22 protein-coding genes are annotated in these 23,865 nt (G+C 37.6%); 12 read left to right on the top strand and 10 right to left on the bottom strand.

The genetic code is table 11. The annotated features are described in order from the left end of the window. Window positions 1-154 precede the first annotated feature (154 nt). The 11 genes from tyrS to H4J69_RS14590 all read left to right on the top strand — a co-directional run bounded on the left by tyrS (window position 155) and on the right by H4J69_RS14590 (window position 11,956). The gene (gene tyrS / locus H4J69_RS14640; protein ID WP_182244779.1) at window positions 155-1,360 is read left to right on the top strand and encodes a tyrosine--tRNA ligase; all 1,206 of its coding nucleotides are present in this window, start codon (window positions 155-157) and stop codon (window positions 1,358-1,360) included. A gap of 364 nt (window positions 1,361-1,724) precedes the next feature. Continuing rightward, a complete protein-coding gene (locus H4J69_RS14635) occupies window positions 1,725-1,991 on the top strand; it encodes a hypothetical protein (RefSeq protein WP_070375611.1) in 267 nt (88 codons plus the stop codon). Window positions 1,992-2,438: 447 nt separating this feature from the next. After that, on the top strand, window positions 2,439-4,571 hold the full coding sequence (gene nosR / locus H4J69_RS14630) for a transcriptional regulator NosR (protein ID WP_182216761.1): 2,133 nt from the start codon (window positions 2,439-2,441) through the stop codon (window positions 4,569-4,571). Between the two features lie 71 nt (window positions 4,572-4,642). Next, window positions 4,643-6,532 carry a TAT-dependent nitrous-oxide reductase gene (nosZ, locus tag H4J69_RS14625; RefSeq protein WP_182216762.1) on the top strand — a complete coding sequence of 630 codons (1,890 nt, stop codon included), beginning with the start codon at window positions 4,643-4,645 and terminating at the stop codon, window positions 6,530-6,532. 155 nt (window positions 6,533-6,687) lie between these two features. Continuing rightward, window positions 6,688-8,055, top strand: a complete 1,368-nt coding sequence (locus tag H4J69_RS14620; RefSeq protein WP_404842497.1) for a nitrous oxide reductase family maturation protein NosD — start codon at window positions 6,688-6,690, stop codon at window positions 8,053-8,055. Window positions 8,056-8,067: 12 nt separating this feature from the next. Beyond that, entirely contained in the window at window positions 8,068-9,024 is a 957-nt protein-coding gene (locus H4J69_RS14615; protein WP_182216766.1) for an ABC transporter ATP-binding protein, read from the top strand. Then, window positions 9,024-9,842, top strand: coding sequence for an ABC transporter permease (locus tag H4J69_RS14610; protein WP_182244795.1), 819 nt, complete (start codon window positions 9,024-9,026; stop codon window positions 9,840-9,842). Before H4J69_RS14615 ends, H4J69_RS14610 begins: the two co-directional genes overlap by 1 nt. Continuing rightward, complete coding sequence (locus tag H4J69_RS14605) at window positions 9,842-10,363, top strand: nitrous oxide reductase accessory protein NosL (protein ID WP_182216769.1); 522 nt, start codon at window positions 9,842-9,844, stop codon at window positions 10,361-10,363. The genes H4J69_RS14610 and H4J69_RS14605 overlap by 1 nt, the downstream gene beginning before the upstream one ends. Window positions 10,364-10,547: 184 nt before the next feature. Continuing rightward, complete coding sequence (locus tag H4J69_RS14600) at window positions 10,548-11,087, top strand: DUF4136 domain-containing protein (RefSeq protein ID WP_182216771.1); 540 nt, start codon at window positions 10,548-10,550, stop codon at window positions 11,085-11,087. Beyond that, a complete protein-coding gene (locus H4J69_RS14595; protein ID WP_182216772.1) occupies window positions 11,080-11,565 on the top strand; it encodes a hypothetical protein in 486 nt (161 codons plus the stop codon). Before H4J69_RS14600 ends, H4J69_RS14595 begins: the two co-directional genes overlap by 8 nt. A 67-nt stretch (window positions 11,566-11,632) precedes the next feature. Continuing rightward, complete coding sequence (locus H4J69_RS14590; protein ID WP_182216774.1) at window positions 11,633-11,956, top strand: ribonuclease E inhibitor RraB; 324 nt, start codon at window positions 11,633-11,635, stop codon at window positions 11,954-11,956. 17 nt (window positions 11,957-11,973) lie between these two features. Here H4J69_RS14590 and H4J69_RS14585 read toward each other — a convergent pair whose 3' ends face one another. The 10 genes from H4J69_RS14585 to H4J69_RS14540 form a co-directional block, all read right to left on the bottom strand. Further along, window positions 11,974-12,960, bottom strand: a complete 987-nt coding sequence (locus H4J69_RS14585; RefSeq protein ID WP_182216776.1) for a sensor domain-containing diguanylate cyclase — start codon at window positions 12,958-12,960, stop codon at window positions 11,974-11,976. 138 nt (window positions 12,961-13,098) lie between these two features. Next, window positions 13,099-13,728 (bottom strand): trimeric intracellular cation channel family protein, encoded by a 630-nt coding sequence (locus H4J69_RS14580; protein WP_070375615.1) that lies wholly within the window; start codon window positions 13,726-13,728, stop codon window positions 13,099-13,101. A 5-nt stretch (window positions 13,729-13,733) separates the two neighbouring features. Continuing rightward, window positions 13,734-14,717 carry a cobalamin biosynthesis protein gene (locus tag H4J69_RS14575; RefSeq protein WP_182216777.1) on the bottom strand — a complete coding sequence of 328 codons (984 nt, stop codon included), beginning with the start codon at window positions 14,715-14,717 and terminating at the stop codon, window positions 13,734-13,736. Window positions 14,718-14,895: 178 nt separating this feature from the next. Then, entirely contained in the window at window positions 14,896-15,606 is a 711-nt protein-coding gene (gene mtnN, locus H4J69_RS14570) for a 5'-methylthioadenosine/S-adenosylhomocysteine nucleosidase (RefSeq protein WP_182216779.1), read from the bottom strand. A gap of 637 nt (window positions 15,607-16,243) precedes the next feature. Continuing rightward, on the bottom strand, window positions 16,244-16,918 hold the full coding sequence (locus H4J69_RS14565) for a DUF2726 domain-containing protein (protein ID WP_182216781.1): 675 nt from the start codon (window positions 16,916-16,918) through the stop codon (window positions 16,244-16,246). A 287-nt stretch (window positions 16,919-17,205) separates the two neighbouring features. Continuing rightward, entirely contained in the window at window positions 17,206-17,835 is a 630-nt protein-coding gene (locus tag H4J69_RS14560; RefSeq protein WP_182216782.1) for a dUTP diphosphatase, read from the bottom strand. Between the two features lie 92 nt (window positions 17,836-17,927). Then, window positions 17,928-18,497, bottom strand: a complete 570-nt coding sequence (locus H4J69_RS14555; RefSeq protein WP_182216784.1) for a hypothetical protein — start codon at window positions 18,495-18,497, stop codon at window positions 17,928-17,930. A 142-nt stretch (window positions 18,498-18,639) separates the two neighbouring features. Next, entirely contained in the window at window positions 18,640-19,944 is a 1,305-nt protein-coding gene (locus tag H4J69_RS14550; protein ID WP_182244796.1) for a hypothetical protein, read from the bottom strand. A gap of 116 nt (window positions 19,945-20,060) precedes the next feature. Beyond that, window positions 20,061-20,852, bottom strand: coding sequence for an outer membrane lipoprotein-sorting protein (locus H4J69_RS14545; protein WP_182244797.1), 792 nt, complete (start codon window positions 20,850-20,852; stop codon window positions 20,061-20,063). A gap of 9 nt (window positions 20,853-20,861) precedes the next feature. Next, complete coding sequence (locus H4J69_RS14540; RefSeq protein ID WP_259367761.1) at window positions 20,862-23,441, bottom strand: RND family transporter; 2,580 nt, start codon at window positions 23,439-23,441, stop codon at window positions 20,862-20,864. A gap of 118 nt (window positions 23,442-23,559) precedes the next feature. Here H4J69_RS14540 and H4J69_RS14535 point away from each other — a divergent pair. Continuing rightward, window positions 23,560-23,865, top strand: a 306-nt coding sequence (locus H4J69_RS14535; protein WP_083277999.1) for a metalloregulator ArsR/SmtB family transcription factor, incomplete at its 3' end; no start/stop codon positions are given.

The following is a 23,865-nucleotide window of genomic DNA, read 5'->3' as shown; positions in this document are numbered from 1 at the left end:
GGGGACTCAGCGGCACTTCTTCCTTGAAAAACAAGCTCCAATAATTAAAAAATAGAACAATTGCCCTAAATATTAACTTAAGGCTTTTCACCCAAGGCATTATTGCAGTAGAATCGAGCAATAAATTATGATTATATTTTTTGGAGCTAAGTCGATGACTGATGTCAGCCAAGCGTTTGCTGAAATTAAGCGTGGTGCAGAAGAAATTTTGCTAGAGAGTGAATTACTAGAAAAATTAAAAACGGGAAAGCCACTAAAAATTAAAGCAGGGTTTGACCCTACAGCACCAGACTTGCATCTAGGTCATACGGTCTTAATTAATAAGTTGCGTCAGTTTCAACAACTTGGCCATGAAGTTATTTTCTTAATTGGCGACTTCACTGGCATGATAGGTGATCCAACCGGTAAAAATGTTACGCGTAAAGCGTTAACAAGAGAAGACGTGCTGGCAAATGCTGAAACTTATAAAGAACAAGTTTTTAAAATTCTAGACCCAGCTAAAACAACGGTTGCTTTTAACTCTACCTGGATGGATAAGTTAGGCGCTGCTGGTATGTTAAAACTGGCATCTCGTCAGACGGTTGCCCGTATGATGGAACGTGATGATTTTAAAAAACGTTACACCAGCGGTCAATCTATTGCCATTCATGAGTTTATGTATCCTCTCGTTCAGGGCTGGGATTCTGTAGCCTTAGAGGCTGATGTTGAGCTAGGTGGCACTGATCAGAAATTTAATTTGTTAATGGGGCGCGAATTACAAAAATCAGAGGGGCAACGACCGCAAACGGTCTTAATGATGCCTCTTTTAGAGGGGTTAGACGGTGTACAGAAAATGTCTAAGTCGCTTAATAACTATATTGGTATAACGGATAGCCCAACAGAAATGTTTGGTAAAATAATGTCTATTTCTGATGTATTGATGTGGCGCTATTATGAACTGTTGAGTTTTAAGCCAATGGAAGAAATTGCTGGCTATAAAACAAAAATTGCTGAAGGAATGAACCCTCGCGATGTAAAAATCGATTTAGCCAAAGAGTTAATTGCTCGTTTTCATGATGATGAATCGGCTGAGGCGGCACATCAAGAATTTATTAATCGTTTTCAAAAAGGCGCAATGCCTGATGAAATTGAGGATAAATTAGTTCAGATAGCCGATGACAGTGGTGACATCGCTATTGCTAACCTACTAAAAGAAGCGGGCTTAGTAGCGAGTACTTCAGATGCCATGCGAATGATTAAGCAAGGGGCGGCTAAAATTGAAGGTGAAAAAATTACCGACAGCAAGTTACGTATTGCTTCGGGGACTACGGCTATTTACCAAGTTGGCAAACGTAAATTTGCTAAAGTAACAGTAAAATAACCTCACATATTTATAACCTATGTATAAGCCAGTATTTATTACTGGCTTTTTTATCAGTGCATTAAAGAGTCAGGTGTTTTACGCTAAAATCATAATGACTTTTATTTATTATCTCAGTAATAAAATCCAGCATGATTGCTTAATAATTATTCGTCAATTTTTTTTACACTAACGCTAAATCTAGTCGTAAGTACAGAATGCTTTATCTCCAGTTCGTTGTTAAATAACAGTATTTTAATCTTGGAATAATTTGTGCTTAATTTAAGTGTCGAGTTAAGGTTGTTAACCGATAAATCCCACTCATTAAAGTTGTCGAGTTGTTATTTTGTTGAACCAAATATTAAATACAGTATTGAGCCGCACTATGGAAAATAAACCCGAGAGAAATAATTTAATCGAACGGCGACAATATTTTGATGACAGTGAGTTTGAATCTGATAATAATTGGAAAAAATTAACGTTAGCTCAACGTTTTGCTGCACTAAGTTTAACTAAATATGGCTATGAACTCCGCTTTACCCGGTTTACATCGAGTGGCAGTACTGCTGTTCTTGTTTTAAAAAATGGTACACCAGCAACTATAAGCGAAGATGGCGACATTAATACTACACCAGATATCAATATACGATAGTGATACTAGTTGTCGACTTTATCTGCTGCCAGTAGAGTTCTGCTTCTAAACTAACTTTTATTCTGCATTGCTAGTATTGCTAGTATTGCTAGTATTGCTAGTAATGACACCATTGCTGCCATAACCACCATTGATACCATAACCATCATCGTCATTATTATCCGCTGCCAGTAGAGTTCTGCCCCTAAACTAACCTCGATTATCGATTACCTAAATTGAAACACCACCGTTATCACTCTACAGCCACTGCAGATATTCTACGACGCTAGTTGTTACCTTTCCTGATACTAATGTTTCTTTAACCCTATATTTTGGAGGGTTATTTTTCTTTTGTTTATTGATCTACATCAGATCACTGTTTAACCGTGAGCGTAATATATGCGACATATTGTCGCAGTAGTACCTTTAGGTTTACTGAATTAAAATTAAATAAAAGAATGTTAAGTCATGGCTAAGAATAGAGTAAAGACATCTAAAATTAACAGTTTGCTATTAATGCTTTCGATATTTTTATCTGTAGTAATGCCTGCACAAGCTTTGTTTGTTAGCCCGCCTAAAGACCCTATTCCACTTATCCATGAAATATTCCCAGAAGCAACATCAATATCAGATAAGCAAGGTGAACCGTTAATTTGGACCATATATAAAGACAAAGACATTATTGGCTATGCTTTTGAAACAAACGACTTAGCTAAAATGCCAGCTTATTCTGGTGAGCCAGTCAATATGTTAGTCGCCATTAGCCCAGCAGGTGTTTATTTGGGAGCTAAAGTTCTAGAGCATCATGAACCTATTATTCTTGCTGGCATCCCTGAAAGTAAACTGTATGAATTTGCTGATCAATATAATGGTTTAAACGTAAGTGACAGATTAAAGGTCGGTGGCAATAACAAGGAAGGCGTTATTCATATCGATGGGCTTTCTGGTGCAACTGTTACTGTCATGGTGATGAATGTAGCAATTACTAAAGCGGCAACAAAAGTCGCTCGTTCTTTAGGTATTATTAAAGCTAGCCAAGACATTATTCAACCTATGTCCAGAATATACCCAGATGTCTATCAAAAGCTTGATTGGCAAGGACTTCTTGGTGACGGCTCCATTCGAAAATTAGCCTTAAATAGAAAAATAGTTGATGAAGCGTTTGCGGGGACTAGAGTTGAGCATGTTGATGAAGCAAGTGCAGAGCAGAAACAACAGCTGTTTGCTGAAATTTACTTTGCTCAGGCTGATATCCCAACGGTGGGTCGTAACTTATTAGGCGATAGTGAATATCAATGGTTAATGGCAAGCCTTAAAGAGGGTGAACATGCCATTATTATGCTGGGAAATGGCTATTCTTATAAAGGGTCGGGTTATGTGCGTGGCGGTATTTTTGATCGTATTCAAATACTACAAAATAACGAAGCCTTTGCCTTTCGTGATTTAGATCATAACCGTGTTACTGATCTTTATATTGCTGGCGCACCTAGATTTAAAGAAATGTCATTATTTATTGTCCGTGCCGAGCACCAGTTTAACCCCGGTGTTGATTGGCAGGTGGAGTTACTTGTTCGCCGCCAATTAGGCGCAGTCGATAGCTTATTTACCTCTTTCAAAGGCGATTATCACACATTAGATAAGTATGTTGACCGTCCAGCTCTTATTTATCCTGAGCCAGAGTTAACCTTGATTCAAGAAGTTTGGCAAGAGAAAGAAGCTGAAGTCATTATCTTGATTATTTTACTTGCTATCGTTGTCATGAGTTTGTTTTTTCAAGATATATTGGTACGCCACCCAACTTTTATGCACAACTTCCGTCATTTGTTTTTGATTATTACTGTCGTCTTTATTGGTTGGTCATGGGGTGGCCAGTTGTCTGTGGTCAATGTATTTACTTTCTTACAAGCCTTAATGTCTGATTTTTCGTGGGATTTATTCTTACTCGACCCGATTATATTTATTTTATGGGGAGCGGCAGCCGTTACCATGATTTTATGGGGCCGGGCGGTTTATTGTGGCTGGTTGTGCCCATTTGGCGCTTTACAAGAGTTGATGAATATCTTTGCTCGCTACATAAAAATACCACAATTTGAATTACCTTGGGCCGTGCATGAAAGATTATGGGCCATTAAATATCTGATTCTATTAGCACTTTTTGGTTTGTCGATGGAATCATTATCACTGGCTGAACATTTCGCTGAAGTTGAACCTTTTAAAACAACGTTCTTATTAAAGTTTGATCGAGAATGGCCATTTGTTTTATATGCATCAGTACTCTTGATTATCAATATCTTTAATCGCAAATTCTTTTGTCGTTATTTGTGCCCATTAGGCGCTGCATTATCAACCAGTAATAGTATTCGTTTATTTAGCTGGTTACGTCGTCGCCCTGAATGTGGTCAGCCTTGTAAAACCTGTGCTAAAGAGTGTGAAATTCAAGCGATAGACCCTAATGGCGTGATCAATATGCGCGAGTGTCACTATTGTCTCGACTGCCAAGTCACTTACTTTAACGATGAGAAATGCCCACCATTGAAAAAATTAGCACGCAAAAAAGCAAAGTATAAAGAAACAGAAATAGAAGCAGTAAATGTCGGTTAGCAAGTAAATAAAAGCATACAAACAAGTGTTGGAATCAATATTAAAAAAATTAACCATAATGGAGAAAAGTAATGAGTAATGACGATAAAAGCTCTAATAACGTAGAGTTAGAGAACGAAGGTAGACGTAAGTTTTTTGGTAAAACAGCGATATTAGGTGCTGGTGTTGTTGCTGCTCCAATGACGGCAGCTATGTTTTCATCAATGGCACAAGCTCGTGCTAAAGATGCCGGCAGTGATCCGTTTGTTCATCCTGGTGATTTAGATGAGTATTATGGTTTTTGGTCAGGTGGTCAATCTGGTGAAGTACGTATTATGGGTATTCCATCAATGCGTGAGTTAATGCGTATTCCTGTCTTTAACATTGATAGTGCGACTGGTTGGGGCTTAACAAACGAGTCTAAACGTATTAAAGGCGATAGTGCCAATATTATGGTTGGCGATACGCATCACCCTCATATGAGTATGACTGACGGTCGTTATAACGGTAAATATGTTTTCATTAACGATAAATCAAATACACGTGTAGCACGCATTCGATGTGATGTGATGAAAACGGATAAAATGCTTACCGTTCCTAATACACAAGCAATTCACGGTTTACGTGTACAAAAAGTACCCTATACAAAATACATCGTATGTAATGGCGAGTTTGAGGTGCCAATTGTCAATGATGGTAAAGCCTCTTTAGAAGATGTAAGTACTTATCGTTCAATATATAACGTGATTGATGCGGAAACGATGGAAATGGCTTTCCAAGTCATCGTTGATGGTAACTTAGATAACACCGACGCTGACTATGATGGAAAATATTTTGCATCTACATGTTACAACTCAGAAATGGGGATGAGCTTGGGTGAAATGATCACATCTGAACGCGATCATGTTGTTGTATTTAGTCTAGCGCGTTGTGAAGCTGCAGTTAAGGCAGGTAAATTCAAAACTTATAATGGCAACAATGTACCTGTTTTAGATGGTCGTAAAGGCTCTCAATTAACGCGTTATATTCCGGTTCCTAAATCACCACATGGTTTGAACACGTCACCTAATGGTGAGTATTTCATCGCTAACGGTAAATTATCACCGACCGTTTCAATCATCTCAATTAAAAAATTAGATGCATTATTCGCTGATGAAATTAAACCACGTGATACGATTATTGCGGAACCAGAATTAGGTTTAGGCCCACTTCATACCGCATTTGATAACAAAGGTAATGCGTACACAACATTATTTCTTGATAGCCAAATTGCTAAGTGGAATGTTCAAGATGCTATTGATGCCCACAATGGTAAGAAAGTGAACTATATTCGTCAAAAACTAGATGTTCATTATCAACCCGGTCACAACCATACAACAATGGGAGAAACACGTGATGCTGATGGTAAATGGTTAGTCTCTTTATGTAAGTTTTCTAAAGACAGATTTTTACCTGTTGGTCCTTTACGTCCAGAAAACGATCAATTAATTGACATTTCAGGTGACGAAATGAAAATTGTTCACGATGGACCTGCATTTGCTGAACCACATGATTGTATGATGGTACACCGCACTAAAATGAAACCATTAAAATTGTGGCCTCGTACGGATCCAATGTTTGCAGAAACAATTGCTATAGCAAAACGTGATGGCGTAGATGTGTACTCTGAAAACAAAATTATTCGTGATGGTAAAAAAGTACGCGTTTACATGACCTCAATCGCGCCAACTTACGGTATGACTGAATTTAAAGTGAAATTAGGTGATGAAGTGACTGTTATCGTCACTAACCTCGACCAAGTAGAAGATGTAACCCACGGTTTTTGTATGACTGATCACGGCGCGCAAATGGAAATTGGTCCACAAGCAACTGCTTCTATTACTTTTATGGCAAATAAACCCGGTGTTTATTGGTATTACTGTAATTGGTTCTGTCATGCATTACACATGGAAATGCGCGGTCGTATGTTGGTTGAAGCTTAGTACTAAGTTAAGTACATTTTAGTTTTAATAGACTTAACGTTTAACGAAGTTAATCCAGATCAAGGGCATATCATTAAAAGGTGATATGCTTTTTTTACTTACAAATATTATTGATTTTTGGTGGTTGTCTCTTGGTAAAATGCAAATCAGTGTTTATATTTATTAGTGTGTTTTGTCTTTTTATTAAGCCGCTTTGCGCTGAAAATATTAAGCTGACGCCACAAGATAATTTACAACAACAGCTTGATAAAGCCGTTGATGGTGATGTTGTTATTCTTACTCCCGGTCGTTATTTAGGCAACTTCATTATTGAACATTCGATTACACTTTCAGCCCAGCGTGATGATTTAGGCAAAGTGATTATTGATGCGCAAGGTGATGGTCATGCTTTGCTACTGAAAAACTCTAACATCACCATAAAAAATCTCACCATAGTTAATTGGGGAAGTAACCTTACTGAGCAACATTCTGCTATTTATTCTGAAAAAAAATCCAGCCATATAGTGATTAAAAACAACAAGCTTAAAGGTGATGGCTTTGGTATTTGGTTACAAAAAAGCGAACATATAAAAGTCCTTAATAATACTGTTGAAGGTAATTTGAGCTTACGCTCAGCCGATAGAGGTAACGGTATTCAGCTTTCTATCGTGAAACATGCTGAAGTCCGAGGAAATGAAATATTTAACACCCGTGATGGGCTTTATATTATTTCTAGTCAAGAGAATATTTTAGAAAATAATACTCTGCACGACTTACGATATGGCATTCATTATATGTATTCATACGACAATTCGGTAATTAATAATTTTGCTTATAACACGCGAGCTGGCTATGCGCTAATGAGCTCTAGGCGATTAATTATCAGCGGGAATACAACGATAGACAGTGAAGATTATGGTTTTTTATTTAATTATATAACACAGTCAACTATCAGCAATAATATTGTTAAACGTGTTTGGACAAAGCCTGAAAATAAAGTATTAGGCCGTGATGGTAAAGGGCTCTTTGTTTATAATTCAGGTTATAACACTTTAAAAAACAATCTTGTCGAAGGCGCTGAAATAGGCATTCATTTAACGGCTGGTTCAGAAAATATTAAAATTTACGGTAACAGTTTTATTAATAACCCGACACAAGTTAAGTACGTTTCCAATAAAAAGCAAGAGTGGAGCTTAGCGGGTAAAGGTAATTACTGGAGTAATTACCTCGGCTGGGATATGAATAACGATAACATTGGCGATGTTATGTTTGAACCAAACGATGGTATCGACAAATTAGTTTGGCAATACCCAGAAATGAAAATGCTAATGGACAGCCCCGCGATTATTATTCTGCGATGGGTGCAACGTCAATTTCCAGTACTAAAACCACCCGGTGTGAAAGACAGTTTTCCGTTGATGTCCTCACCACATCACCGAAATACTGATGAAAATTTCTCAAGGGTACAAAAGATTAATGCCGAGGCACTAAAAACTGACACGGCAGATAATCAATCTGCTGTTGTGCAACGTGCAGAGCATTAAGGATATAAATTGATGAACACTACAGACAAAACACCTCTGGTTAAACTAACTAACGTGGGTAAAAAATATCCCAAATTAACAGCACTAGACTCTGTTGATATGCAACTTTCACAGGGAGAAGTCTTAGGACTTTTTGGTCATAATGGTGCGGGTAAAACCACCATGATGAAGCTTATTCTTGGCGTTATTACGCCAAGTCATGGCAATGTTAAAGTGATGGGGATGGCACCAGATTCTAAAGAAGCTTGGCACATGCGCGCTAAAATTGGTTATTTACCTGAAAATGTTAGTTTTTATGAGCAATTAACCGGTTTAGAAGTGCTTAGTTATTTTGCTAAACTTAAGGGCTTTGACAAAAAACATGCAATGGCTTTACTCGAGCAAGTTGGGGTTGCTCATGCCATGAAGCGGCAAGTTAAAACGTATTCAAAAGGAATGAGGCAACGTTTAGGGTTAGCACAGGCTTTTATCGGTAATCCAGCTCTGTTGTTGCTTGATGAACCCACTGTTGGCTTAGATCCTATGGCAACCGCTGATTTTTATAAAACGGTTGATGATCTAAAAAGCCAAGGAACCAGTGTTATTTTATGTTCACACGTTTTACCCGGTGTTGAACAACATATTGACCGAGCGATGATATTATCTTCCGGCAAAGTGCTTGCTATGGGCTCTTTAGAAGAGTTACGCCAAGCCGCCGCCTTGCCCGTAACCATCAAAGTTGAAGGTTTAAATGGTTCGCTTCAAGGCGATCCTAAATTGGCTAAATTTTTAGTAGATAAAAATCATAGTGATTTACTGACGGTACCTGAGCAAGATAAATTAGCGACCTTGCGTCAGTTACTGAGTTATCAAGCGATTAAAGATGTCAGAGTTGATTCGGCCAATTTAGAGCAAGTTTATCAATTTTATTTATCACGCCATTTAGCTGAACATGTCGATAATAAAAATACCGTTAAGGAGCCCCGCTAATGAAACAAATATTAGCCGTTGCCAACAAAGAATTTCATGATGGTTTACGTAACCGTTGGCTAGTGTCAATTACTGTTATTTTTGCTATTTTGTCTATTGGTTTGACCTATTTTGGTGCTGCAGCGTCAGGGACAGTAGGCGTAACCTCTTTATCAACAACGATAGCGAGTCTGGCCAGTTTAGCGGTATTTCTTATTCCACTCATTGCATTACTGCTCAGTTACGACAGTTTTGTGGGTGAACAAGAAAGCGGCACCTTGTTATTATTGTTGACTTATCCCTTAAGTAAAAGCCAACTGTTATTAGGTAAGTTTTTAGGACAAGGCGGTATTATTGCACTTGCAACCCTTTTGGGCTTTGGCTCGTCGGCGCTAATCTTATATTATCAACTAAACGACAGTGCCGTTTTTAAGGTTTTTGCTACCTTTATTGGGAGTGCTGTTTTATTAGGTTTAAGTTTTACTGCCATCGCTTATTTGATCAGTTTATCGGTAAGTGAAAAATCAAAAGCAGCGGGTTTTGCTTTAATCACTTGGTTTTTCTTTGCGTTAGTTTTTGATTTAGCGTTGCTGGCGTTATTGGTCGGTGTGGAACAAGGTATTAGCCAGCAGGGACTTACCCAATTAATGATGCTAAATCCAGCCGATATATTTAGATTAGTAAATCTTGCCGGCCTTGATAGTGGTGACGTTAATGGCGCTTTAGCGATTGCAATAAAATCGAGTCTGTCACAAGGGCAATTATTTAGCATTTTACTGGCATGGGTCATGGTACCTATCATTATTGCCATTTTTATTTTTAGGAAAAAAACACTCTAATGAATATTTTAAAGCCTAGCTTACCCCTTTTATTGATAACCCTATTGTTGGCAGCACTGCTGTCTGCGTGTTCTAAAAATGACGAGGTCGCCCAATCGTTACATGAAGCCGTGGCGATAGAAACGGCCGATGAATGTCATTTGTGTGGGATGTTAATTTCAAACTTTAGTGGTCCTAAAGGGGAATTATTTAGAAAGGGTCTTACTAAAGCGGAAGGCGATAGTGTGAAAAAGTTTTGCTCGACTCGCGATATGTTTAGCTTTTACTTAGACCCTGAGAATAAGCGAAATGTTACCACCATATTAGTACACGATATGAGTAAATCACCGTGGAAAACACCAAATGACCAATACTTTATTGATGCCCGCAACGCATGGTTTGTTGCTGGCTCAATTAAAACAGGTGCGATGGGTAAAACGCTGGCAAGTTTTAGTAAACAAAAAGATGCGCAAACCTTTGCAGCTGAATTTGGTGGTAAGGTCATTAATTTTACCCAAGTTGATTTATCTGTGTTGATGTAAGCTATTTACACAAAACGCTCTGCTGTTATTTTATTACTTGCGCAAATAGTTGTAATTTTTTTTCAGCAGGGTAGGCTAAAGTTATCCTTTTCATTATCTATGCCTTTTATTCTTGATTAAAAATAGCCAGCCAATATCTTTTCAGCTTATTTTTTTAATAACCTTGCTATGCTTTTCAGCACTAATGCTCTCAGGTTGTACATTATACCAACCGGCCATTTCAAAATATCAAACTAACTTTAATTTTTCAAAGGTAAGCAGCTACGCTTTTTATAAGCGTAACTCTGACTTTGGCCAGTTTCAAAATATTAGTTATACCACGCGTAACAGTATTGAATTAGCCATAGAGCAAGTATTAGATAAGAATGGTTTTATTTATAATACGCTAGATGATGCTGATATTGTGATTACTTATCATCTTGTTAATGAAAACACTAAGGAATTATTAACCTACAATAAAGGGGTGCTTTATTGTTCTCTTTGTTTGCGTGGCGGTGAAGCGCAAGCGGACAAAAAACAGTGGCAAACTAAACCGGGAAGTTTAATTATTGATGTACTTGACCCTGAAAAAAAACGTTCAGTTTGGCGAAGTGTTTACCCTTTGAAAATTAATGCTAAAACCGATAATAGTAGAGAGGCTCAATTGAAAATTTACCGGGCTATTGATGCGATGATAGATAAATATCCTCATTCTCGTGATGCAAGTAAAGCTAACAATGCTTAAATGGTTAACGATAACACTGATAGCCGTAGTGATTTTTATTACTATTTTATTAGGCTTAGGGTATTTATTAAAAGAGCATGAAATAGCAACAACGCACTTAAAACATCAGCTTGATCAGGAAAGGGCTGCTCAAAAAAGCAAAGAAAAAAGAAATAAACACAAGCTTAACACGGTTATTGAAACCTCTCTTGTTAACGTTGCTGCCAAGACGAATACATTAACAAGTAAAACCTTTGTCTCGGTCAAACAAAAAATATTGCTAGAAAATTTAACCTGCTCATCAAAAAAACAATGTGTGTTAGTTAACATTACCTTTGGAGAGTTAACATGTGCCTTTGCTATTAATACCATTGGCGCCTCTTTATTAGCGAAAACAGCAGGTGAGTCGAGTTCAGTGGCAAGGTGTCCTCGCTACCCCGCAAAGAGTCAATTGAGTTGTCAGAATAATTTATGCAGCTACTCAAACATTAATAATTAACTCTCCTGTGGAGTTGAAGAAAATAGCGGTTTATAATGAAGTACTTTTTACCCAGATAATAACTTTTATGACCTTTCCAAATGATGAAACAGGCCAAATTTTGGCTGAAATGCAAGATGCTGGTATTGATTTGTCTATTATTCATCCCGTCGTGTTTTTTCAATTGTTCGAAAAAAAAGAACAAGCCCAAGCAATGGCTGATTATTTAGCAGAACATGCACCTGAAATGGAATTAGTCATTCATCCTGATGAAACACCTAATGTTTGGGATTTAGATTGCACTGTAAAAATGCTACCTTGCTACGATGGGATTGTCGCGCAAGAAGCACAGCTTGAACAACTTGCTGCAAAGTATAATGGCTATAACGATGGCTGGGGAATGGAGGCTTAAACAGAGGAATTCGACGTTTAACTTTCTTTGTCTTCGTCCCAAAAGGCATAATGATTTTTGCCTTTTCGTTTCACCGAGTACATCGCTTTGTCAGCTCTCTCATAGATATTGGCAAAGCTTTCATTATTTTTTTCAAAAACGCATATCCCGATACTTAAATTAATTGATATTTTTATCCCTTCAATTTCAGTGGGTTTAGCTAATATTGTTAAGATCGACTGCGCTAATAATTCAAGGGCTAGTCTATCGGTTGTTTTACAAATAATCGCGAATTCATCACCTCCGAATCGGGCAATTAAGGCGTCTGTTGGTGCTAAGGCATCAAAGTTACTGGTAACATGCAGCAGTAATTTATCGCCCACTTTATGTCCGTAAATATCATTTATTGATTTAAAATCGTCTAAGTCAATAAAAAATAAGGCACCACCACAATATTTACTGGTGTTAGTGTAGACTTCAAAATTATGTTGAAGGGCTTTTCTGTTCAGTAAATTAGTGAGCGGATCTAAATTAGCATATTGAGCTAACTCTAATTCATAAAGTTTTTCTTGGGTAATATCAGTATGTGTTCCTGTCATACGTAAAGGATTATTATCATCATCAAATTCAATAACCCTACCGCGATCAGATACCCATACATCACCTCCGTCCTTGTGCTTCATACGGTAAGTCATATAAAAGTAGGGTGTTATTCCCGCTAAATGCTCTTCAAATGCAGCGATAACTTTTTCTTTATCATCTGGATGTAAGTTGTTTTTCCAAGAGGATACTGTTGATTCAATTTCATTGGTTTCAAAACCGCACATGCTACCAAACGCTTGATCTAATATTTTTAACTGCCCACTAGGTATGTGTTGCTCCCAGATAAATAAACCAGTTCTATCTAGAGCCGCGGATAAGTACTCAGTTAATTTTTTATGTTCATCTTTAATAAGCTCATTTTCTTGAGTTAACATGACTATTTTGTTGGATAGTTTTTCAATGATTTTATCTTTATCAGTCATAAAATAGTTCGATGAGTGTTATTAATGGCTTAGTCGCTTAATGAAATCATAAAGTGATTAAAAATTAGTCTTTAGTATCTCTTAATTATCTAACAGAAACAAACAACTTATCGACATCTGTAAAGCACTGAGCTGGCATTATTTACTTTCTTCTTTTTCAACAATATGAAACGCTGGCAGTGAAACTCGCCAATAAATAGCGGCTAGTCTCAGCGTTAATGCGCCAAGAATTGCAGAAATGATGGCGATATTTTCTGGCCAAGCTAAGTATCGAAATAACGCATACAAAGAGCCGCCTAAGATCGCAGCAGTAGCATAAATTTCTTTTTGTAAGATCATTGGAATAACATTACATATAACATCACGGATCATCCCACCAGCAACACCGGTAATGGTGCCCATTACAACAGCAACAAATACAGGAGCGCCTAAACTTAATGATTTCTCAGTTCCTAAAACAGCAAATAATGCTAAACCAAATGCATCAGCAATCAGTAAAAAGCGCTTTGGAATACGCTTAGGACGGCGAATAATGATAATTGTTAACACTGCAGTTAATAAAATAACATAAAGATAAATGGGATTGGCAACCCAAAATACTGGCGTATCTAAAGTAATATCGCGGATGGTACCGCCGCCAATCGCTGTCACTGCGGCTAATACGACAACACCAAAAGGGTCGAGCTTATACCGCCCCGCCATTAATGCACCCGATAAGGCAAAGACAACAATACCAAATAAATCTAACCAGTAAAGAAGTTCATACATGTTTGTTACCTATTGATATTGAACGAGTAAATAAATAATGTCAGTAGTGTTAAAAATAGAAAACAAAAATAGAACACTTGGCTAATACGTTTGCTGGCATGAATAATATCAGTAGCTTGAGGCTGCCTTCCGTGATCGTTGTAACTTGTTTTACGTAATTTTATATTTTGATACATAGCCACACCACCAAGTTTAACCTCTAATGACAAGGCAAATAAATTGAGCACATAGCTATTATTTAATTGAAAAAAGTAGCGGCGATTTAACCGAAAAAATAAAACGAAATTTTTGCCAATACAACCAAACAGCAGGATTAATGAAAAAATACGGCTAGGTAGCCATTGTATAATGTTGACAATAAAAGCAACACTGTCGCCAAAAGGTTGAAAACTATTTTGTTTGTTATTCCAGCTGTAATGCATCTCAATAAGCAATCGACAAACTAAAGCAGTAAGCGGACCAAAAAGTAAAAATACCAAGCTAATAGTGAATAGATTTTGCACCGCTCGAAGCAATAACATTTCAATACAGCTCTTTGCTAAGCCTAAAGAGGAAAGCTGTTCGGTATTTCGCAACAGCCAGGGGTTTAATAACTGTTTAGCCTCGAAATTTTTGTTGGCGACAATTAACTTGGCAATCTCTTTACTTGTTTTTCCTAGTTGTAAACAGCCTAAGGCAAGATAAAGTAAAAATCCCTGCCAAAGCCAGGTGGCCTCAACAAAAGCTTCAAATAACCAAAGAATAATGACTATAGGCGTAAGGCTAACTACAATAGCAATTAAACCAGAAATAAAACGCTGACGGTCAGTATTCTTACTTTTATTGACTTTTTTGGCGAGCTGATCGCAAAAAATTCGAAAAAACCTTAAGGGTTGATGACTCGCTAAATAGCCAGTAAAAAGCTTAACCAAAATAACACCGTAAAGCATGACAACTGAATAGGCGAAAGGGCTGATATCAATTAAGTTTGTTAGATTATTAGCAGTCATATTTATAGCCATTCCATTAAATTATTGCTCACTTATGCGGGTTAAAATACTCCAAACCTGCGGCGCACTCAACGCCTATAGCCAGTGATTAGAAAATCGTCAGCCTTGCCTTGATATATTCTCCTTGCGCGAACAAGCTCACAAAATTAGTGGAGTTGGTATCGATTAAACTTAGGGCTTAAGTTAACTTTTTACCTTGCAATGCGTCGAGCATATTTTCAACTAACTGAGATGAATTCACCGAAGCTGTTTCTAAATAAGCTTCAAAGGAGGTAGGAGACTCTTTACCTGCTATATCAGACATAGAACGAATAACCACAAAAGGCACCTTAAATTGATGACAGGTATGAGCAATTGCGGCTCCTTCCATTTCAACCGCGGCCATAGTCGGAAAGTTAGCGCGGGCTTTAGCAATATCATCATCAGCAGTCATAAAGGTATCGCCGGTAGTGATTAAACCCAGTAAGGTCTGGATATTTTCTAATTCAGCAACACCTGCCTGTGCGGCTTTAACGAGTGTCGGGTGAGGAATATAGGCAGCTGGATTGCCTGGTAACTGACCAATCTCATAGCCAAAAGCGGTAACATCGACATCGTGATAGCGAACTTCTGAACTAATGACAATATCGCCTACTTTTAGTGATTGTTCAAAACCACCAGCAGAGCCAGTATTAACAATATAGTCAGGCTGGAACTTATCAATTAAAATCGCGGTTGCTAAGGCAGCAGCCACTTTACCAATACCCGATTGTACAATAACGACATCACTGCCGTTGAGTTGCCCTTGATAAAAGGTATAACCTGCATGTTCGGTTGTTACTGCATGAGTTAATTTTGCTTTTAAAATAGCAACTTCTGGCTCCATTGCGCCAATTATTCCTGCTTTCATTTTATTTCCAATTCGTTGATAACATCTAATAAAACAATTATAACGTGAAGATTCCCAGATGTCGTATATTTATGTTCAGGATGAACGGTATAGCGCGGTGCCATGGATGGCAAAGAGCGTATATGTTGAGGATGGCCTTTCTCAGACATCCTGTCTTTCTAGGCATTAGTGCATCCCTGCACGTCAACGGTATAGCGCGGTGCTGTGACTACATGGATGTAGGAAGTAGAGTAACGCAGGAGCGGTTACCGAGATGGCAAAGAGCGTATATGTTCAGGATGACCTTTCTCAGACATCCTGTCTTTCTAGGCATTAGTGCATCCTTGCACGTCAACGGTATAACGCGGTGCTGTGATTACATGGATGTAGGAAGTAGAGTAACGCAGGAGCAGTTACCGAGATGGCAAAGAGCGTATATGTTCAGGATGGCCTTTCTCAGACACCCTGTCTTTCTATGTATGAGTTCAATAGGCACAAGATTATACGTCAACGATATATTACGATCACATTGCCACTCTCAGCCTTTATGGCATTAAAACTGCCAAGCACGTTAATTATATCTAAGGGAAAACAAAAAAGTCAGCGATTTAAATCGCTGACTTTTTATTTTAATAATGAGTTAATTTTATTGTAGAGTTTAATGAGGTAATGCGGCTACTTGCGGTGCAGGGATACGTTGCGACATAGCATTGCCTGTTGATGAGCCTAATTGCGCACGAGCGGCAATAGGAGACAAAGCGCCAACTTCTTCTCTATTTCTATTGGGTCGAGGTTTTAGCATGGGAGCAGGAATAATTTTTCCTTTAATTTTTGGCTCTGGTGGTCTGTTTCCTAAAAGTCGACTGTAAATACAAGCGCGGATCTCGTCAACGGTATAATTAGTTTTCACTTTAATACGAATATGAGGAATTGAAGATGCTTCTAATGCGCCGCTGACAAACCAGTCTTTTTTGATTTTATAGCCTTTACCTTGGGTATCAACTAAATCAATAACGCCACATAGCTTCATACTCTCACGATCACAAATAGCAAAGTCTAAGTATTTACTTTCGGCATTCGCTGATGCTGTTTGGCTTGCTCTGTTCGACACACCATGACGAATAGTGACAATATCAGCAAGTTTTACTCGATTAATAATACGGTATTTACCACCAAGGGCTTGTTCGAGCAAATTCTGAAAATTCTTCTCTGCTGGCGTAAAAAGACTTTGCTTTTTATCAAATGGAAAAGGAAAACTATTGTCGTTTAAGCGGCTAGCTAACAAAGCGACAATAACAATTAGGCTGATCATGGCAAAGAGAATTAATTCCATACACTGCTCCGGCGGTTCAAATTCTTGACGGTCTTCTTAATAACTGTTGAATAAGCAGAATTTGTGCCACAGATCATAATTTTGCTAGATTCTTTTAATAACCGTTAATTAAGCAGCATTTATGCCATAGATCTTAATATAAAAGGGGTGTATTAATGACCGTTCGGAAAGTAGAATTTATTCTGTATATTTTAAGCTAAAAGACTGTTTGAGCATGGGAAAAGGGTGGGGATAAAAGACTCTAGTTATTATTTATCTAGAGTCTTTATTAGGTTTTGAGCGAATAATTATGCTGGGTATTTTGCCTCAAGTGCTGCATAAAGTTGTTGCTGAAAATCACTTGCACTGGCATCTAAGGTATTAACTAAATTAGCTAATACTTCATTGTCTTCTTCGCCATGCCAAACTTTGATATATGTCCCTTCTTTATAACCGTGGTCTTGACGGAAAAAATTCAAGGTGTTTTTGCCAACATATTGACGAAATAATTCATCTAGGTCCATATTCATCAAACGCATACAATCAGCTAAGGCAATCGCATCAAAACTTTTGTTAGTAACGGCGGCTGACGCTAGGTTTTCAAGGGCAATTTTAAAATCTTTTTCGCCTGAGCTTTCAGTGAGTTCTGTTGCTAAGGTGTCAGTAATACTTGTAACGGTTTCGCCTGTCATTAAACGTAAGCTTAATCCAAAATGAAAAATATCAACCAACTCCAGTTGCACTTGCGCAATATCTATTTCTTGATGTTTCCACCATTTCCATCCGTGATGGTCTAACATTTCAGCACACTCAACCCAAATGGCGCGATACCACTCATAACCATTTTCTTGCCAGGTATCACTAACACGAGTATTCATCGCGTCTTGCATGGTTAGCATTTGTTTTATTTGATTTTGTGCTGCTGAATTTACGCTCATTTTTTTCTCTATTATTTGTAAATATCTATGGGGACTATTTTGCCGTAGAGAAAAGAAAGAAACAAGCAAACAAACAAACGATGGTAATTTAATTAAAAAACTACCGCTAACTCAATACCGCTAAAGGCATAGTTTTTTGCTTGCCAGTTATAACCACTTATTTCACGAAAACGAACAAATGCTGTAACTTTTATTTGCTCAATCATCATCGAACTACCAATCCCTATATAGCCATCTGAATCGTTGTCATTGTAATGATGGTCAAAGTTATCATTTTCGAAATCTGTACTATAGCCCTTATTTCTATGTGAATAGTCATCGTCACTTCGATCATTAAAGGCAAGCTCAAGCAGATCAACGCCAAATTCAGCATAAAGACTAAAGTTAGAAAAATAACCTATTTTTATACCGCCTTCCCATGCAATAAAACCATGTTGATAATCAAAGGTATCGGTAACCCTTGCATAGCCTATTGAGCTATTAACCGAGAAACCTAAATAACTATTAAGTTTACGATGAATTACCTCTACGCCAACACTTGAATAATAGTCACTGTCGTTAGTTGCATGCTTAATAGAAATAATATAATCATTAGATTTCATTGCGTAACTGTTCAAAGAAAACAAAATGTTAAAACAGATGACGATAATAATTTTTTTCATAATAAGCTCAACAGAAGATTTACAGCCATTCTCATCTTATTACGGGTAAGTTTCAGTGATCTAATTGTTAGGATATGCTGAAAAACTGTAAGTTATTGTCAGATTAATTCTGTAGACATTGAGCCTTTAGTGCTGGCGTCATTTAAAAGTGGGCTTTTACTCTAAGCCAAGCATTGCTGTTTTGTTGATGTTGACCAAAAAAAGTATACTTTTCTTCACCCCAAAATAAATTCGCCCCAGCCGAGAATAACCACTTATCGCTATAGCGATAAGTTATTGAAGGTTTAAGATAACCATCCTTGTCTGTGGGAGAATAAAAGTTAAAAACGCTATAAATTAATTTTTGCTGCAATGTTCTGTAGGTTAAGCGAAAGGTTAATAATTGACGGTTTTCATCGACTTCTGTTGCTGGCGTAGCAGAATGGCTAATAAATTGCTGATAATGTTTGGTTTGCTCAACATAGAACTGAACGCTAGCGGTCAGGTTTTTAATTACTTCTCTTTCAAACGCCACTAAAAACCTATTTTGACCATTCGCAATAAAAGGGTTAGTGCCGTTATTATCCTCAATACTGTTATAACTTGCATATTCAGCATTAAATAATCCGCCGGCTAATGACAATCGAACACTGGCTCCCCAAGCATTCATTTCTGGAAAATAAGCTTGTGATGGCTGACTGTTATCTTCTGTAATACCTACGGGAGTTGGCCAAAAACCTTTATAACCATACAGGGCATATTCCACGCCATTATTGTTAGTCGCAAGGCGCGCTGAAAATTGTGCTTTATTGGTTTTTTTTACCCTAAAATTATCAGCGGGTGCAACTATGGCATGCCCTTGCGGTGAATAAAAAGAAAAACGTTCGCCAGTGATATAAACATCAGGGGTGAACTCAGGAGTCCAAGTGAGATCAAGTGAATAGTGACCAATATACCAAGTACCTTTCGCACTATCTGAAGGCGCTTTTAGATATTGGTCATCACGTCCTGAGAAGAATGATTGCCAGTTTTTTGCAAACAAGTCGTTAAGGAAAATATAATCACCGGTACCCCATGTCAGAATTTGCCGACCTAACTTAACATCTGTTTTATCAGAGGGGCTAAAACGGATATTTAATTCGCGTGTTTGCAAAAAAGTATCTTTTAATACATCGTCATAAATTAACTCTGCTTTTGAAACCAGCTCAAAAGATTCATGACTGTAATCAAGATTAATGCGTGTGGTGATTTCACTTAATGATGCGTTTGACTCAACAATATTATCCTGTAATAAATAGCCATAACCTGCTTCAACAAAACCTGAAAACTTCCAAGGTGAAACTGCTGCTTCGCTCCACTCATCACCCCAATTATCTGTTTCGTTTGCGAGAACATTAGCGGCAAAACTTGCGCTACCGACACAGAGGCTGGTCACTAGAAAAAAGAAATTTTTTACTGATTTTTGCACAATAATTTTGTCCATTTTTTGTTAAGCGATATAAAGACTCATAATAATCACGATACTGAATTAATTTCAGCAGCTAAAACGGGTCAGGATGAGCTCATACGATCACCCTTAGCTTATTAATCTAACCACTCTTTCGGTGGGTTACGTAAACTGCGCTCAGAAAAAATATCATTGGGTAAGCCAACATTATATTTAACATTTCTAAATTGCATTTCAGTATAGCTACCATCGGAGTGTTGAGTTATTTTTGAATGCATAACCGTGGTAAAACCATCAATAACTTCAGTTTTTAATACTTGCAGAGAACGTGATTTTTTACCTTGGCTGTCATAAAAGTCAACTTGCATCGGTAATAAAGTGTTTTTATCAACACTGACAATATAATGATCAAATTCAACACTGTTTAGATCTTTAGGCTGAGCCTTGATCGTATAAAAGTTGTTATCAGTTTTTAACAGGGTAAAGTTATCTTCTGCGGGGTTTCTGCCTGAAACATCCTCATAAAAAAAATGTGCGCCAACAAAAGAAGTACGCTTATCACCGGCTGAAATACGTTTTACTAAATCTAGTGCTGGCAAGTACAACCAGCGGTCGTCATCGCTTGTGACTTTTTTAACTACACGAAATACCGTACCTTGGACATCGGTGGGGCGAGAGAAGAACACTAAAATGTCTTGGTTACCTAAATCGGTTTGGTCTTTACGCAAGATGGTAAATTGTCGCATCTGCTTATTGCCCTGCGCATCAACAATAATCATACGGGCTTGGGCACTACCATCATCAGCAGAATAATATGAGGCTAAATTTGCCTTAGTAATAATTTTATTAGCATCGGTTAGATCGCCAGCATGGCCAACAAAACTTGAAAGGGAGCAGACCAGTATCAATAGTTTTGATAAATATTTCATCTTTATATCCTATAGTTGTTCAGTTTTTAGGTTTTGCTTACCAGCAAAAAGGGTCATTAATGCCGGCAATAGCACTAAAGTAACTAACGCCGATAGCGCCATAATACTCGCCAGGAAAAAACCAACGGTAATATAAGGCATTAATGGTGAAAGTAATAATGGGGTAAAACCAACCGCAATAACTATTGCATTGCGTGAAATTGCTCGGCTTGGCTCTTGGAACATTGCGGTTAATGCTTGTGTTAAGCTGCCCAGTTCTTTCTCTAATTCTTGTGCACGTTGGAGAAAATGAATGGCAAAATCGATAGATAGTCCTAATGTGAGCGCCGACAACACCGCGATAGGCATATCATAGTCTTTACCTATCCAGCCAATTAATCCATAGATCATCGAAATAGTAAGTGTTAGCGGCAACATGGCTAAAATACCGTACTTGAAAGACCGAAACAGTAAAACCATCATCAAGAAAACGATGACAAATGAAGACAATAGGCTGTCGATCATTCCATTTACCATCGCATCTTGCCAAACAATGTTTAAATAAGATTTACCTGCCCATTGATAACTAATATTTTTTGGCATTGGATTGTTGGTAATGTAAGTTTCTGTCCAGTTAACAACTTTGGTGGTGTGTTGATTATCGCCACTAGTCATTTGCAACCATAAGAGACTTTTTTGGTAATCTTTAGTGACAAAATGCCATAAGTCTTGTGGACGATGTGACGACTGATATTGCAATAATGTTTGCGCCACGCCATTGCTTGTTTCAGGCAAAGTAAAGTCTTTATCTTCACCGGAGAAAAGTTCACGATTGACCGTTTTAACGATATCAGCCAAGCCATTACTTTTACCAACTAAACCTGTAGCTAGTAACGCTTGTTGAAAGTCGCTTTGCCAGTTTAATAACGTGGGGTCTAGAAATACTTTGCTGTCGTTGAAAGCGCTATCAGCAATATTGACTAACTGCTCAATAATAATCTGGTCTTTATCAGGGGCAGAAAACGTTAAGTCATCTAATAAAACCAACAAATGCTGATTGAATAATGACTCTTTTTTAGCCGAGTTAACGTTATTTATAAAGGTATGAATTTTTTTAGCGCTAGCTGAATCAGCGTTAAACGTTGCCAGAACTTCTTTGAATTTTTTTACCTCGCCGTTATTGTCACCCTCGTTATTGTTAAACACTAACCAAGCATCATAAGTACCAGCAAAATGTTCATTAAGCACCTTGTCAGCAATTCTTATTTCGTGATCTGCTTTAAACCAATTAACAGGATTATCATTAATTTCAATACGACTAACGCCTTCAATACTAATTAAAAATAAGGCAACAAAGCCGATAAGAATAAGCTTGGTTTTTTGAGTAGCAAAACTGCCTAACCGTTCTAATACATTGGCTAATCTGCCTTTTTTCTCCATACGCACTATAGCGTCATGCAATTTGGCTAAAGTTTCAGGTTTTAAACGAGAAATATAAGCAGGGACGTAAATAATTGTCAGCGCGAATGCCAATAAAATACCAGTACCAATAAAAGCACCAAAGACTTTTACCGGCGGAATAGGGGTTAGCATTAACGAATAAAAACCGATAGCAGAGGTGATTGATGTATAAAGCATTGGCGTATATAAATGCTTCATGACACCTTTTACAACGTCGCCGGCATCATCACCTGTTTTATATTTTTCAGCAAATTCAGAGAGAATATGAACTGAGTCAACCACTGCTATTGGCATTAAGAATATAGCGATCATTGATGACATAATATGAACAGTAAAGCCCATACCGATGAGTGAGCCCATGACTATAATCACCGTAGCCATCGCGACCACCATAGGTGCAATTATTAACGGAAAATTGCGAAAAAAGTACCAAAGTAAAACAAAAATAGCTAAACCAGCAAGTGGAGCTGCAACACCCATTTGAACAAACATCTCATAGCCAAATTGGTCTTCAGCGACAGGTAAACCTGTGATATGAAAGTCTACATTAGCCACCAACTCTGCGGGAAAATTGCCACTGATAGTACGAATTTTTTCGGCAATATTATAACTCATGTCTTTGGCTTGAATAGGCACGTAAATCGCTATCGCTTTGTTGTCTCCAGAAACTATGGTGTTGTTAAGCATAGGTAAGCGTTTTACGGCTTGTTGAATGGCTAAGCTGCCTTCGAGTGAAGACGGTGCCTGCTTCATTAGATATTCAAAGCGTATGCCGTTATTTTCACCTTGGTTATTTTTTTCTTGGGTAATATTGTCAACAACACTCAAGGATAATAAATCTTGTTGAATAACCCCTTCAATTTGTAATATTTCTGTTGAAAGTTGCTCAACAACCTGTAATGCACTAGGAGTAAAAATACTATTTTTACTAACAATTCCAACGACTATCATATCGCGCATTTGAAAGTCAGCTTTTGTTTGGTTATGAAAAACACGTGCTGGCGCATCACTGCTCAGCATATTTTCAGGGTCGGTATCTATTTTCAGGTTTGGCATCATCGCCAGACTAATTGCCACCATTAATAAGACTAAGGTGTAAACAAGTTTAGGTTTCTCAATAGCGAGTTGCAGCAGTCTGGTGTAATTCAAAAGGGATCCTTAACTGAAAAGTTATTATATTAGATAAATGTAATGTACTTTTATATTAGCACTATCTAATGTAATATCAATTAATATTTACTTTTTGCTGACAATAAAGACCCAAATGATGAATAATGAAACTCAAATAGACATAGCTGAAATGCGTGGTAATGCAACTCAAGCCGCTGAGTTACTGAAGGCGATGAGTAATGAAAATAGATTATTGATACTTTGCTATTTAGGTGAGAAAGAAATGTCGGTATCAGAGCTTAATGGTTTTATTGATTTGAGCCAGTCGAGTTTATCGCAGCATTTAGCTCGATTGAGAAAAGACGGCTTGGTAAAAACTCGCCGAGAATCACAAACGATATACTACACAATTGCTCATCCATCGATAGTAAAGCTAATTACTTTTTTACATAGTGAGTTTTGT

The organism is Colwellia sp. BRX10-9, assembly GCF_014077405.1.
Classification (GTDB): domain Bacteria; phylum Pseudomonadota; class Gammaproteobacteria; order Enterobacterales; family Alteromonadaceae; genus Colwellia_A.
The sequence above is the reverse complement of the archived record's forward strand: the minus strand, read 5'-3'. Positions and strand labels throughout refer to the sequence as shown.